Origin of the sequence: Jhaorihella thermophila, from assembly GCF_900108275.1 — a bacterium.
Classification (GTDB): domain Bacteria; phylum Pseudomonadota; class Alphaproteobacteria; order Rhodobacterales; family Rhodobacteraceae; genus Jhaorihella; species Jhaorihella thermophila.
The window spans coordinates 1-13200 of sequence record NZ_FNVD01000017.1 but is presented as its reverse complement, the minus strand read 5'-3'; the positions used below and the strand labels follow the sequence as shown (position 1 = coordinate 13200).

General features: G+C 63.8%; 13 protein-coding genes and 1 pseudogene. 8 read left to right on the top strand and 6 right to left on the bottom strand.

The annotated features are described in order from the left end of the window. Position 1: 1 nt before the first annotated feature. Both C4S70_RS15225 and C4S70_RS15220 read right to left on the bottom strand, forming a co-directional pair. Positions 2-658 carry a TVP38/TMEM64 family protein gene (locus tag C4S70_RS15225; RefSeq protein ID WP_104008968.1) on the bottom strand — a complete coding sequence of 219 codons (657 nt, stop codon included), beginning with the start codon at positions 656-658 and terminating at the stop codon, positions 2-4. A 151-nt stretch (positions 659-809) separates the two neighbouring features. After that, on the bottom strand, positions 810-1649 hold the full coding sequence (locus C4S70_RS15220) for a 2OG-Fe(II) oxygenase (RefSeq protein ID WP_104008967.1): 840 nt from the start codon (positions 1647-1649) through the stop codon (positions 810-812). Between the two features lie 307 nt (positions 1650-1956). Between C4S70_RS15220 and C4S70_RS15210 the strand changes: the two genes are divergently transcribed. Together C4S70_RS15210 and C4S70_RS15205 are read left to right on the top strand one after the other, a co-directional pair. Then, positions 1957-2769: a TIGR00282 family metallophosphoesterase gene (locus C4S70_RS15210; RefSeq protein WP_104008965.1), complete on the top strand. Its 813-nt coding sequence runs from the start codon at positions 1957-1959 to the stop codon at positions 2767-2769. Between the two features lie 144 nt (positions 2770-2913). Beyond that, on the top strand, positions 2914-4695 hold the full coding sequence (locus tag C4S70_RS15205; protein ID WP_104008964.1) for an SLC13 family permease: 1782 nt from the start codon (positions 2914-2916) through the stop codon (positions 4693-4695). Between the two features lie 56 nt (positions 4696-4751). Here the strand turns inward: C4S70_RS15205 and hisN are convergent, their stop codons facing one another. Together hisN and C4S70_RS15195 are read right to left on the bottom strand one after the other, a co-directional pair. Further along, positions 4752-5552, bottom strand: a complete 801-nt coding sequence (gene hisN / locus C4S70_RS15200) for a histidinol-phosphatase (protein ID WP_104008963.1) — start codon at positions 5550-5552, stop codon at positions 4752-4754. Between the two features lie 101 nt (positions 5553-5653). Beyond that, positions 5654-6025: a helix-turn-helix domain-containing protein gene (locus C4S70_RS15195; protein WP_104008962.1), complete on the bottom strand. Its 372-nt coding sequence runs from the start codon at positions 6023-6025 to the stop codon at positions 5654-5656. Between the two features lie 319 nt (positions 6026-6344). Between C4S70_RS15195 and C4S70_RS15190 the strand changes: the two genes are divergently transcribed. Beyond that, positions 6345-7301: an NADPH:quinone oxidoreductase family protein gene (locus C4S70_RS15190; RefSeq protein WP_104008961.1), complete on the top strand. Its 957-nt coding sequence runs from the start codon at positions 6345-6347 to the stop codon at positions 7299-7301. Positions 7302-7304: 3 nt separating this feature from the next. Here C4S70_RS15190 and C4S70_RS15185 read toward each other — a convergent pair whose 3' ends face one another. Then, positions 7305-8183 (bottom strand): LysR family transcriptional regulator, encoded by an 879-nt coding sequence (locus C4S70_RS15185; RefSeq protein WP_104008999.1) that lies wholly within the window; start codon positions 8181-8183, stop codon positions 7305-7307. 127 nt (positions 8184-8310) lie between these two features. Here C4S70_RS15185 and C4S70_RS15180 point away from each other — a divergent pair, with 127 nt between their 5' ends. Next, positions 8311-8523 carry a DUF1127 domain-containing protein gene (locus C4S70_RS15180; RefSeq protein WP_104008998.1) on the top strand — a complete coding sequence of 71 codons (213 nt, stop codon included), beginning with the start codon at positions 8311-8313 and terminating at the stop codon, positions 8521-8523. Positions 8524-8740: 217 nt separating this feature from the next. Next, on the top strand, positions 8741-9490 hold the full coding sequence (locus C4S70_RS15175) for a Bax inhibitor-1/YccA family protein (protein WP_104008997.1): 750 nt from the start codon (positions 8741-8743) through the stop codon (positions 9488-9490). Positions 9491-9738: 248 nt separating this feature from the next. Here C4S70_RS15175 and C4S70_RS15170 read toward each other — a convergent pair whose 3' ends face one another. Then, entirely contained in the window at positions 9739-10329 is a 591-nt protein-coding gene (locus C4S70_RS15170; protein WP_146064231.1) for a TetR/AcrR family transcriptional regulator, read from the bottom strand. Positions 10330-10434: 105 nt separating this feature from the next. Between C4S70_RS15170 and C4S70_RS15165 the strand changes: the two genes are divergently transcribed. The 3 genes and pseudogenes from C4S70_RS15165 to C4S70_RS15155 form a co-directional block, all read left to right on the top strand. Continuing rightward, entirely contained in the window at positions 10435-11373 is a 939-nt protein-coding gene (locus C4S70_RS15165; RefSeq protein WP_200822773.1) for an alpha/beta hydrolase, read from the top strand. Between the two features lie 64 nt (positions 11374-11437). Next, positions 11438-12469, top strand: coding sequence for an aldo/keto reductase (locus C4S70_RS15160; protein WP_104008959.1), 1032 nt, complete (start codon positions 11438-11440; stop codon positions 12467-12469). A gap of 560 nt (positions 12470-13029) precedes the next feature. Beyond that, positions 13030-13200: pseudogene (locus tag C4S70_RS15155) on the top strand (transposase); the annotation flags it as partial.

The window sequence follows — 13200 nt, the reverse complement described above, 5'->3', positions numbered from 1 at the left end:
ATCATCGCTTCCGCCGCGACAGGCAATATCCCCACCAAGTCAGGGCAATCGCGGCCCCCGACATCGCCAGGATCGTCGGCCAGGACAATTCCATTATGCGCGCGCCCAACCAGGTCATCAACAGCGTGAACGGCAGAATCCCGATAGCCGTGGTCCAGAGAAAGGTCCAGAAGCGCACCGGCATCAGCCCGGCGGCATAATTGATCAGATTGAACGCGATCACCGGCATCAACCGGCAACTCAGCAGGGTGAGCGCGCCCCAGTCGCGGCTCCACGCCTCCAGTTGCGCAAGCTGGCGTTCCGGCAATCGGCTGGCCACGAAATCCCGCCCCAGCCAGCGCGCCAGCCAGAATGACATAACTGCCCCGATCATCGCCCCGATCCAGATCAGCGCCGCCCCCTCCACGGGACCGAACACCGTGCCCGCAGCCAGCGCGAGCAATTCGCCGGGGACGGGGGCAAAGCTGTGCGCCACCATCAGAAGGACCAGAAGCGCAGGCGCCCAGGGCCCGAAGCCGCGCACCCAGTCGGCCATCTCCTCCGGCCCCGACAGGATACCCTGGCCGATCGCATGTATCGTCCCGCCGGCCAGGACGCCGAGCAGAAGGACGATGCCGACAATGACAATCGCCCGTGATCGCGGAACTTGATCCGGCAAGGCTTGCTCTCTTTCTCTCCTGTCTTGGCCATGGACAAGGACCGATACCCGTCAGGCTACCACATCCAAGCCTCGCAGGCCGAGCGCCGCCGCCCCCCGATGCCGAAAATGTCATCGGTCCCCGTCCCGCACGGCCATCCGCAAGGGGTCGTCAGAACCCCAACTTCATCAACCGTCCGATCACGCGCCGGTAGATGAAGGGCGGCAGGACATTCTCCAGCGCCTCGCGCCGCGCCACCTGCCGGTCGGGCCGGTCCACCGTTCCCGGCCGGGGCCGGAACAGGGTCGTGTGCGACTTGCGCGTCGCGTCCCAGGTGGCCGTGTAGTAATACAGCGCGATCGACATGCGCGGCTTGCCTTCGGGATGGTTCACCGGCTCGGGGTTCCCGTGCCAGCTGGAGGAACTGGTCGAGAACAGGCAGGCGCGGTTGAAGACGGGCACGAAGCTGTCCACCTTGGCGGTCATGTCGTCGTTCCAGATCTCGAAGGATCCGCCGTATTCCTCCTTCCAGTCGCGGTTGAGGTAGATCAGAAGATTGACCCGGCGTTCCAGGTTCAGCTTAGCGTGATGATTGAAGTCGGCATGGATGTCCAGATGCCCGCCATTGGAAACCACATGCACCCCGCCTCCCGCGAAATAGGGATCGGGGATCAGCCCCTTGATGCCGGTCAGTTCCTCGACAAAGGCCAGAACGGGCCGGGAATTCAGAACGTAGAACAGCCGCCGCGTGTATTCGGGCAGACGTTCGGGGATGTAGGAGGTCTTGAGCCTCTCTTGCGGGCGGTCGAAGCTGTCCTCGGGTTCCGGCAGTGTTTCGAGTTCCTCCACGACGCGGTCGAGAATCTCGGCGGGCAGGAAATCGTCATAGCCGCCATAGGGGTAAGGCGAGCGAGACTGGTAGTCCTCGGCACATCGCGCGGCCGCCTCGCGCGCGGCAGCCGTCGAAAGAGACAGCGTTTCGGGATCCAGCGGAAGAACAGGGGCAGCCATGAAAAACTCCTTGCAACCAATACCGAGGCGAAACCTTTCGCAATTATGCACGAAATCGGCGGATCGGGGGAGATTCGATGCCCGCCGCCGCCAACGGCGAAATTCGCAATCAAGGCCGGAAACAAACAGCAAAAAATCAACACCACTGGATACTATTTGCGCATATTTCCAACCGCGCAGGATCGCGCCGGCAAACCGTTCCACGCCGTCTGGCGCCCCTTGGCGCTGCGCGATTGTCCCTGCACGAGTGCACGGACCGGACGGTTCCGGCTTGAGATTGGCGGCCCCAGCGCCTAGGACCGCCTGCATGAGACTTCTGTTTTTGGGAGACGTGATGGGCCGCGCGGGGCGCCGGGCCATCACCGAGAACCTGCCGCGTCTGCGCAACGAATGGCGGCTGGATTTCGTCGTGGTCAACGGCGAAAACGCGACCAACGGCATGGGGCTGAGCGCCGATCACGCGCGCGCCCTGCTGGATGCGGGGGCCGATTGCGTCACGCTGGGCGATCATGCCTTCGACCAGAAGGACATGCTGCAGTTCATCGAAACCGAGCCGCGCGTGATCCGCCCGCTGAACCTGGCCAAGGGCGCGCCGGGGCGCGGGCACCGGTTGTATGACGCCGCGGGCGGGCGCAAGGTGCTGGTGGCGCAGGTTCTGGGCCGGGTCTTCATGAAACAGCCCTATGATGACCCGTTTTCGGCGATAGAGCCGGTGCTCAAGGCCCATCCGCGCGGCGGGCTGGCGCAGGCGGTGATCGTGGACATGCATTGCGAGGCGACGTCGGAAAAGATGGCGATGGGGCATTATTGCGACGGCCGCGCCAGCATGGTGGTGGGCACCCATACCCATGTGCCCACGGCCGATGCGCAGGTGCTGGGGGGCGGCACCGGATATCTGACCGACGCCGGCATGTGCGGCGATTACGATTCCGTCATCGGCATGGACAAGAAGGAACCGATGCGCCGCTTTGTGACCGGCATGATACGCGGCCGGTTCACGCCGGCGCTGGGCGAGGCTACGCTGTCGGGACTCTTCGTCGAAACCGATGACCGCACCGGTGCGGCGAAACGCGCCCGCATGATCCGCCTCGGCGGGCGGCTGGAACAGGCCACGCCGTGATCCTGGACGCAGGCGGCGCCGGGCAAGGTCCGGCACGGCCGAAAGCACTGGCGGCGTGGCCGATTTCGACTGCCATCCTTCGGCACTTGCCCCCGGAGGCAAAGGCCGTCAGGATGAGCCGCCGGCAGAGCAGCGGACGACACGATGCAGCTGATTGAGTTTTCCGATACCGGCGGCGCGATTGCGGCGCTTGCGGTGGTGTTGGTGATGTTCGCGCTGTTCATGCGCGAAAGATACCCCGCCGAAGTCGTCGCCATCGGCGGCGCGGCGGCGATGCTGGCGCTGGGCCTGTTGCCCTATGACGAGGCGCTGCGGGTTCTGTCCAACCCGGCGCCGTGGACGATCGCGTCGATGTTCGTGGTCATGGGCGCGCTGGTACGCACGGGCGCGCTGGAATGGTTTACCCGGCGCGCCGAAGCGCAAGCCGAAACGCGGCCCGCCCTGGCCGTCGGCGCGTTGATGCTGTTCGTGATTTTGGCATCCGCCTTTGTCAACAACACCCCAGTTGTGGTGGTGATGATCCCGGTCTTCATGCAATTGTCGCGCAAGCTCGGGATCGCGCCCAGCAAGATGCTGATCCCGCTGAGTTACGCCGCGATCCTGGGCGGCACGCTGACGCTGATCGGCACCTCCACCAACCTTCTGGTGGATGGTGTGGCCCGGGCGCAGGGGCTGCGCCCCTTTACCATCTTCGAAATCACGCCGCTGGCGGCGATCCTGGTGCTGTGGGGGGTGATCTACCTGCGCTTCATCGCGCCGCGCCTGCTGCCGGAGCGGGTCAGCCTGGCGGCGATGCTGGGCGGCGACAAGTCGAAGAAGAAGTTCTTTACCGAGGCCGTGATCCCCCCCGACAGCAACCTGATCGGCCGCGAAGTCACCGGCGTGCAACTGTTCAAACGCCCCGGCGTGCGGCTGATCGACGTGATCCGCGGCGATGCCTCGCTGCGCCGCAATCTCCAAGGGGTCAGGCTGCAGGTGGGTGACCGGGTCGTGCTGCGGTCGCAGATATCGGAACTGCTCAGCCTGCAACGCAACAAGGAACTGAAGCGGGTCGATCAGATCTCGGCCGTGGAAACCACCACCGTCGAGGTGCTGATCACGCCGGGCTGCCGCATGGTCGGGCGCAGGCTGGGCGATCTGCGGCTGCGGCGGCGCTATGGGGTCTATGTCCTGGCCGTGCACCGGCGCGACCAGAACATCGGCCGGCAGCTGGACAATGTCGAGGTCAAGGTCGGCGACACGCTGCTGCTGGAGGGCGCGCCCGAGGACATCCAGCGTCTGGCGAACGACATGGGAATGGTGGACGTCAGCAAACCTTCGGCACGGGCCTATCGCCGCAGCCACGCGCCGATCGCCTTGGCAGCCATGGCGGGGATCGTGCTGCTGGCGGCCCTTGGCGTGGCGCCGCTGTTGCTGCTTGCGGTGCTGGCGATGGCGGTCGTGTTCCTGACCCGCTGCATCGATTCGGACGAGGCCTTTTCCTTTGTCGATGGCCGCCTTCTGGCGCTGATCTTCGCCATGCTGGCGGTTGCGACCGGGCTCGAGTCGTCGGGCGGCATCGACCTCGTGGCGGGAACGATCGCCCCCCTGATCGCCGGCCTGCCGCCGTTTTTCATCCTGTGGGCGGTCTATCTCCTGACCTCGGTGCTGACGGAAATGGTATCCAACAACGCCGTCGCGGTGGTAATGACGCCGATCGCCGTGGGTCTTGCCGGCGGGCTGGGGATCGACGCCCGACCGCTGGTGGTGGCGGTGATGATCGCCGCTTCGGCCAGCTTCGCCACGCCGATTGGTTACCAGACCAACATGCTGGTCTATGGCCCCGGCGGTTATCGGTTCACCGACTTCATGCGGGTGGGCGTGCCGCTGAATGTCAGCATCGGCGTGCTGGCATCCGCGCTGATCCCGTTCTTCTGGCCGCTATAGGCCGGCGGCTGGCGGCCGATCGGCCCCCTGGCAGGCGCGACACGGACAAGCCGGGATCAGTCCGCAGGCACCTTCGACAGGATGTCGAGCGCCTCGGCATGGACCCTCTGATTCGCCGCCGCGATCACCCGCCCGCCCTGCAGTGCCGGGCCGCCGCGCCAGTCGGTCACGATGCCGCCCGCGGCCTCGATCACGCCGATCGGCGCCTGGATGTCATAGGGCTTCAGACCGGCCTCGATCACCAGATCCACCTGCCCCGCCGCCACCAGCGCATAGGCATAGCAATCCATGCCGAACCGTGTCAGCCGGACCTTGTCGGCCACGGCCTCGAATCCCGCGCGCTCCTGCGGCGTTCCGACCTCGGGGAAAGTGCTGAACAGGATCGCGTCCGCAAGGGTCGAACCCCGCCGCGTTCCAAGCGGATCGGTGCCGAACGGCCCGCTGACCGCTGCCACGCCGGGGGCGCCGACAAAGCGTTCTGCCGTATAGGGCTGGTCGATGATGCCGAGAATGACACACTCGGGGGTGCCGAGCGCGATCAGGACGCCCCACGTCGGCGTGCCGGAAATGAAGCCGCGCGTTCCGTCTATGGGATCCAGAACCCAGGTCCGCCCGCTGCTGCCTTGGGTGTTGCCCAGTTCCTCGCCCAGAATGGCGTCGTCGGGCCGGTGCCGCGCAAGGATGTCGCGCATCGCCCGCTCGGCGGCGCGGTCAGCCACAGTCACGGGGTCGTAGCCGGCAGAGCCCTTGTCCTCGGCCCGCAGGCCCTGGCGGCGGAACCAAGGCAGCGTCGCCGCGCGCGCGGCGTCCGCCAGCAGATGGGCCACTTCCAGATCGCTGAGTTCGGGGTCAGTCATGCGGACGGGTTAGCCCTTGTCCGCGAGACGATGCAAGCCCCGCAGACGGATAGGGCCGACCGCGCGTCGCGGTCCGGCCGGATGGCAAAGGCCATGCCCGTTCAGGCGACGTCGCTCAACACGCGGGCGAGTTCGAACAGACGGCGGCGCTGGTTCTCCGGGATGGAATAGTAGGACCGCACCAGATCCAGTGCCTCCTTGTCGCCCATCAGGTCCGCCGGGACCGCGGGCTTGTCGGCCTCGGGCTTGGAGGCTTCTTCCAGACCTTCAAAGAAAAAGCTTACCGGCACGTCCAGCGCCTCAGCAATGTCCCAAAGCCGCGAGGCGCTGATCCGGTTCGCGCCGGTTTCGTACTTCTGGATCTGCTGGAACTTGATGCCGACCTTTTCGGCAAGTTGCTGCTGCGTCATGCCGATCAGCCACCGGCGATGCCGCACACGCTTGCCCACATGAACATCTACGGGATGGGGCATGAGTTACTCCTACGTTACTGACCTTGCGTCCGGCCGACCGGCCCGAACGGTTCGCACCGGCGGCGTCGTCGAAGAGTTTCCGAAGGCGCACCCACCCACAACGCGCCGGACGAATTCATGAGTGATCACTTTACAACCTTCGCGGTTGAATTCAAGTGAGTTGTTTCCACCGCTGACGAGAGTGACCTGTGGTTGAACCGACCGGTTCGATGACACCGCCCGGCCCAGCCTCGGCGATTCGCGCGGCGGATTTCGAGAGGCGTTTGACTTTGCTCCGGTTTCCGGGGTTCTCTCGCCACGCCATCCAAGGGGGAAATCAATGCGGGCCTTTCGAGTTTCCAGACCCAACGCAACACCGGAACTGACGCGAATCGAAACGCCGGAACCCGGCCCCGGGCAGATCCGCGTCGCCATCCGCGCCTGCGGGCTGAACTTTGCCGATCTGCTGATGATCAAGGGCACGTATCAGGACACGCCAGAGGCCCCTTTCACCTTGGGAATGGAGGTATCGGGTGTTGTCGATTCGGTCGGCCCGGGTGTGGAAGGTCTGCGCCCCGGCGACCGTGTGGCCGTCTATGCCGGCCAAGGGGGGCTTGCCGATTTCGGCGTCTTCGAGGCCACCCGCGTCGTGCGGATCCCCGACTCGATGAACTTCGAGGACGCCGCGGCCTTTCAGATCGCCCACGGCACCAGCCACATCGCGCTGGATCACCGGGCGAAAATGCAACCGGGCGAAACCCTGCTGGTGACCGGCGCTGCCGGAGGCGTGGGCCTGAGCGCCGTGCAGATCGGCAAGCTGATGGGCGCGACGGTGATCGCCCAGGCCCGCGGCCGTGACAAACTGGAGGTCGCGCGTGCGGCCGGGGCCGACCACCTGATCGACGCCGAAGAAGACCTGCGCGCCCGCGTGCTGGAACTGGGCGGCGCCGATGTGGTCTATGACGCGGTGGGCGGAGACACCTGGACCGCCGCCTTCCGCGCCTGCAGGCCCGAGGCGCGGCTCTTGCCGATCGGTTTTGCCTCGGGCGAGGTGCCGCAGATCCCGGCCAATCACCTGCTGGTCAAGAACCTCACCGTCATCGGCTTCTATATCGGCGGCTACCTGAAGTTTCGCCCCGACGTGGTGCGCAGCAGCTTCGAGACGCTGATCGGCTGGATTACGGAGGGACGGCTGAAACCCCATGTCAGCCACGTCCTGCCGCTGGAAAGGGCCGGTGAAGGGCTGGGCCTGCTGCGCAGCCGCAAGGCGACCGGCAAGGTCATCATCACGCCCTGACCCCTAGCCCACGGCCCGCATCCGCCCCGCGCCTGCCGGCCTGAACCCGTCGCGCAACAGATCCACGAGGTCTTCGACCGGCTTGCTGGCCGCCGCTTCGGCACCGTAGAGATTGATGAAATGCGCCGGCAGTTCGGGCAGTGCGCCGCCGTGGTCGATCCGCTCCAGCTGCGGCGGCTCGGTGCCTTCCAGCACCACATGAACCGCAAGATCGGCGCTGACGGTGGCCTCTATGGTGCGGTCGGAATCGGTCTCGACCGCCAATTCCCACGGCAACCCCGCCTGATCAAGCGCTGCGATCACCTTGGGCCGGAACATGCATTGCCGGCCAAAGGCCAGCCGCAGCGGCCGCCGCCGCCACGCCGCGCCGCCCGGCGCCCCGACCCAGCAAAGCGGCAGTTCCGTCAGGGTTTCGGCCTCCGTCCCGGTGGTCGGCTCCGTGGTCAGGATCAGGTCGCATTCGCCCCGCGCGAAATGTTCCTGCAGGCGTCGGGTGTAGGACGCAATCAATTGCACCCGCATGCGGGGGTAGAGCGCATTGAACCGCTTCAGCACGCGCGGGATCACCGGATAGACGATGTCATGCGGCACGCCGAGGATGATTTCGCCCTCGAACGCCTGGTCGGTCAGGCGGCTGACCACCTCGTCGTTCAACCCGACCATCCGCCGCGCATAAACCAGCAACTGTTCGCCCGCCGCGGTCAGCGCAATGGTCCTCCCCGACCGGTCCAGAAGTTCCACCCCCAACGTCTCTTCCAGCCGCTTGATCTGCATCGACACCGCCGACTGGGTGAGATGCAGAAAGCCCGCCGCGCGAGTGACGCCACCGGAATCGGCCACGGCGATGAAGGACCGCAGCGTCGTGATGTCCAGGTTTCTCACCTTCACAATCCTTGATGATTGGGATCAAAAACATTCGTTTTCCAAATGAACCACGAAATGCCATATGGTTCAAGGAAATTGATCCAACCCGAAAAATGCATCACAGATGAAGGAAAGGACAAAACTCATGACTCTTTTTACCGATACCCGTATCTCCCGCCGTCCGGCCCTGACCGATCTGTGGTCGCAAGTGAAACGCATGATCGTCGTGCGCCAGCAGCGCCGCGCGCTGCGCAAGCTCGATGCGCGGGCACTGGAAGACATCGGCATCACCCGCGCCGAAGCCGAGGCAGAGGCCGCCCGCCCGTTGTGGGACGCGCCGGATACCTGGCGCTGCTGACGGCGCATTGAACCGACAACGGGTTGGCGGGCCGTCCCTTGGGGGCGGCCCTGTTGCATCACGCGACCGGGTGGTTTGAAACCGGGCAAGGAATTGCGCGGCAACCGGATTGTTTCCGAAAATCTCGCTTGAAACAGTGTGATTTCGCCCCAATATGTTGCCCATGGATGCCGCCGGATGCACCGGCGGCCCGAAAAGGTATGCTAAGGAGGAATTGATGGCTGACTTCGACACTCGCCGGATGACGGGCCAGACGGTGGCCGGCGCCCGCGCGGCCCAGATCGACGAGGGTCTGCGCGCTCACATGAACAAGGTCTATGGAACGATGTCGGTCGGCATGCTGCTGACCTTCCTCGTCGCATGGGCCGTGGGATCCAGTCCGCAGCTTCTGGGGATTTTCCGCGATCCGGTGACGATGAGCCCGAACATCCTGGGCTGGATCGTCATGTTCGCGCCACTGATCATGGTGTTTGCCTTTGGCGCTGCCATCAACCGCCTCTCGGCGGCGGGCGCCCAGCTGTTCTTCTACACCTTCGCCTCGGTCATGGGCCTGTCGCTCAGCTGGATCTTCGTGGCCTTCACCGGCTTTTCCATCGCACAGGTGTTCCTGGTGACGTCGATTTCCTTCGCGGGTTTGTCGCTGTGGGGCTACACCACGAAAAAAGACATCTCCGGCTGGGGGTCGTTCCTGATCATGGGCGTGATCGGCCTGATCGTGGCCTCGCTCATCAACATCTTCCTCGGCTCGCCGGCGGTCTATTTCGCGATCTCGGTGCTGGGCGTGCTGATCTTTGCCGGTCTGACCGCCTATGACACCCAGAACATCAAGGTGACCTACCTGCAGCACGCCCATTCGGGCGACAGCGAGTGGCTGGGCAAGGCCGCGATCATGGGCGCCCTGCAGCTCTACCTGGACTTCATCAACATGTTCATGTTCCTGCTGCAGCTGCTCGGCAATCGCGAGTAAGCCCGCAAGAGCGGAACCAGGAACGGGGCCGGTCAACATCTGACCCCAGCCGTCCACTTAATCGTAGCCGCGACAGGAGTGTCGCGGCTACATTTCGTAGTTCGATATCCAGAGCTCACTTAAGGTAGTATTTCCGGATAAAAAATTGTGGTGAAAGGCTATTCTCCGGCCGAATTCTGAAAACAGTTCTCTTCGGTCCACTACGAGTATCAATCGTCGATGACGACCTCTTGGACCTGAACGGCAGACTAATCCTCGACCCCATAGTGCGACAAGAACATCGCGACGCAATCCTGCATGACGCCTTCGGTTTCCGGTTTCTCGCCGACCAGGAATTCCGGCCAGAAGAAGAAGGCCTTCACCAACCCCAGCAGCTGGTTCGTGGCCAGTTCCGGGTCGGCCTTGCGCAGGGCGCCGGCGGCCATCGCCTCTTCGATCAGCCGCTTGACGGGGTAGTCGTGTTTGGCGGACTCGGCGAAGAACTTCCGTGAACGGTCCAGATCGCGCAAGAACTCGGAAATCACCATGCGGGTCAGACCCATCGCCTCGGGCTCGGTGATCACCGCCACATAGCGTTCCAGCGCCTCGACCAGTTGTTCGGCCACAGGGCGGCCCGGATCGTAGGGCACCGGGGCCATCGCCGCGTTGCGTTCGATCATGATTTCGGTGATCGCGTCGAACAGCGCCTCTTTCGTTTCGAAATGCTTGTAGAGCGTGCGACTCGACACCCCCGCGCGCTTGGCGATGCTCGTGGTTTTGGCGGCCAGGAATCCGTTTTCCCGGAACTCGACGATCGCCGCCTCGATGATATCTTTTCGTTTCTTTTCAGTGAGTTTCACGATTTTCCGCCTTCTGCGCCGTGAAAAGTAAAAAATAACGTTTACATCCGACCCCCCCACATATGTAAACACCACGATTTACTTATGCAAGCAAGGACGCAAGCCATGACCCTCACTGCCGGCAAGGACGCAGTCACCTTCAAATCCTTTGGCGTGGATCTGGCGGGCGATCTTTACCTTCCCGAAGGCTTCGACCCGTCCAAAAAATACAAGGCCATCGTCGGCGCCAGCCCGTTCCCGCAGGTCAAGGACCAGATCCCGGCCACCTACGGACCGGAAATGGCCGCGCGCGGCTTCATCTATCTGGGCTTCAACTACCTGGGCATGGGCGAAAGCCCCGCATTGCCCGGCGAGCACAAGCAGTCCCGCTACATGTTCCGGCTGATCGAGAACACCTGGGACGCGGTGTCCTATCTGGGCGCGCTCCCCTTCGTGGACGAGATCTACGGCCTCGGCGTCTGCCAGGGCGGCGCGATCATCGCCTCGGCGGCGGTGACCGACCACCGCATCAAGAAGATCGCCATGGTGTCGGGCATGATGGCGGCCGATGCGTTCCAGTGGACCGACCGCGAGGCGGCACACCAGCAGATCACCGCCGCGAATGCCGCAAAGCAGAAGATGTATGAAACCGGCGCGCCGATCTACGTCGCGCCCTTCGGCCTGAATGACGAGATGTCCCGCGAGGAATTCATCGCGGCGGCCGCCTATCCGGAGATGGCCGGCGAAAGCTATGACTACTACGGCCGCGATGGCGTCAAGGGGCCGAAGGCGGTGCCGAGTTTCACCAACATGCATATCGCCGATCAAGCCATGCAGTCGATGTTCTCGCTCAGCGAACACTACGCCGACAAGATCGTGCAGCCCGCGTTGGTGGTCTACAGCGCAACGGCCTTTACCGCGCCGTGTTCAACCCAATTCGTCGAGAAGCTGACGAATGATCACGAGGTACTGGCCTTCGATGAATTCAGCCATGTCGATTTCTACTACAAGCCCGAGGCCGTGAAAGCCTCGACCGACGCCGTGGCCGCGTTCTTCGACAAGTGACTGGCGGGGCACCGGGTGTGGTGCCCGCATACATTTCCATCCAGAAAACCACAGGAGCAATCCCATGAAATACAAACCCCTCGGCAAGACCGGGCTTTACGTCTCGGAACTGACCCTTGGCACGATGACCTTTGCCAACGAAGACAGCGCGTTCGGCCAGACCCTCGGCGCGACGGGTCAGGATCTGGCAACCCGCATGGTCGATCTGGCGCTGGAGGCCGGGATCAACATCTTCGACACCGCCAACATGTACAGCGATGGTGTATCCGAGATCATGCTGGGCAAGGCCCTGGGCGCGCGGCGCAAGGACGCGATCATCGCCACCAAGGTCTATTTCAGCGGCACCGCCGGACCGAATGATCTGGGCACCAGCAGGCTGGCGATCATGCGCGAGGTCGAAGGCAGCCTCAAGCGCCTCGGCACCGACTGGATCGACCTCTACCAGGTGCACAGTTTCGACCCCACCACGCCGCTCGAGGAAACCCTGCGCGCACTCGACGACCTCGTGCGCCAAGGCAAGGTGCGCTATGTCGGCCTGTCGAACTTCGCCGCCTGGCAGATCGCCAAGGCTGACGGGCTGGCGCGGCAGATGGGCACCGAACGGTTCTGCTCGGTGCAGGCCTATTACAGCCTCGTGGGCCGCGAGTTGGAACGCGAGATCATCCCGGCGGCGATGGATCTGGGCCTTGGAACGCTGATTTGGAGCCCGCTGGCGGGCGGCTTCCTCAGCGGCAAGTATACCCGCGACGGCGAGGCCGCAGGCCGGCGCGTGAGCTTCGACTTCCCGCCGGTGGACAAGAAACGGGGATATGACGTGTTGGATACCCTCCGCGAGATCGCCGCGGCCAAGGGCGCCTCGGTGCCGCAAATCGCGCTGGCCTGGCTTCTGCACAAGCCCGGCGTGACCAGCGTCATCGTCGGCGCGCGCAAGGAGGAACAGCTCATCGACAATCTCGGCGCGGCGGCGATTTCGCTCAGCGACGAGGAGATGGCTCGGCTCGACGCGGTGAGCGCGCTGGCGCCCGAATACCCCCACTTCATGGCGCCTCTGCAGCGCGGGGAAAGCCTCTACAGCCAACTTGCCGGCGACCAGTAATCAAGGCGGGCGGTGGGCGGGCCTCTGCGCCCGCCCACCGACAGTGCGGCGATCTGGGCAACGGATCGTCGAAAAGACCTTCAAAAATGACACTCGGCGGTAGTTGGCAAATCAGCCCTGTTGATGAGTAGAGCCTCCTCGATCATGTCGGGCGTTGCCTGACCACTCGAACAGCGTCTGGCCTCGCCGCGTCAACGCCTTTCCGGCGATCATCCGATGCGCTGCCGCGGTCTTCGAGCCAACATCAGCCAAACGGCCGCCAATAAAGGATGTCCTCGAATTTCACCGGGCCCTTGGCCAAACCGAACTTCTTGGCCGGAGTTTCACCCTTCGCATCCCTCCGGATGTAGTTCGTTTACACTCGAAAGATCTCCAGATTTTGAACCACTCTCTTGGGATCGTAGGCGCTGTAGCCATAGTAGAGGCGGTTCGCGTTGGCGTGCGAGGGGATTGGACGCTCCAGGTAATACAGCTTCCTCCTGATGCGCATGAAGTAGGGTCAGGCCCCATTGATTTTCGGTCTGCTGCGTGATTCGTCGTTCCGAAAACGAGCGGTGAACATGTCTGATCTTTTCTGGCTGACGGATGCGCAGATGGCGCGGCTTGAGTGGGATTATCTTTATCAATCGCAATGGCTTGCGGTGGCGCGATGCGCCCAAGGAATACGGCCCGCACAAGACGCTCTACAATCGTTGGAAGCGGTGGAGCGACAAGGGCATCTTCGCCCGGAT

Coding starts and splice junctions, on each gene's coding strand:
- C4S70_RS15220 (WP_104008967.1), bottom strand. CDS start 1,649: ATGGCTGCCCCTGTTCTTCCGCTGGATCCCGAAACGCTGTCTCTTTCG.
- C4S70_RS15210 (WP_104008965.1), top strand. CDS start 1,957: ATGAGACTTCTGTTTTTGGGAGACGTGATGGGCCGCGCGGGGCGCCGG.
- C4S70_RS15205 (WP_104008964.1), top strand. CDS start 2,914: ATGCAGCTGATTGAGTTTTCCGATACCGGCGGCGCGATTGCGGCGCTT.
- hisN (WP_104008963.1), bottom strand. CDS start 5,552: ATGACTGACCCCGAACTCAGCGATCTGGAAGTGGCCCATCTGCTGGCG.
- C4S70_RS15195 (WP_104008962.1), bottom strand. CDS start 6,025: ATGCCCCATCCCGTAGATGTTCATGTGGGCAAGCGTGTGCGGCATCGC.
- C4S70_RS15190 (WP_104008961.1), top strand. CDS start 6,345: ATGCGGGCCTTTCGAGTTTCCAGACCCAACGCAACACCGGAACTGACG.
- C4S70_RS15180 (WP_104008998.1), top strand. CDS start 8,311: ATGACTCTTTTTACCGATACCCGTATCTCCCGCCGTCCGGCCCTGACC.
- C4S70_RS15175 (WP_104008997.1), top strand. CDS start 8,741: ATGGCTGACTTCGACACTCGCCGGATGACGGGCCAGACGGTGGCCGGC.
- C4S70_RS15165 (WP_200822773.1), top strand. CDS start 10,435: ATGACCCTCACTGCCGGCAAGGACGCAGTCACCTTCAAATCCTTTGGC.
- C4S70_RS15160 (WP_104008959.1), top strand. CDS start 11,438: ATGAAATACAAACCCCTCGGCAAGACCGGGCTTTACGTCTCGGAACTG.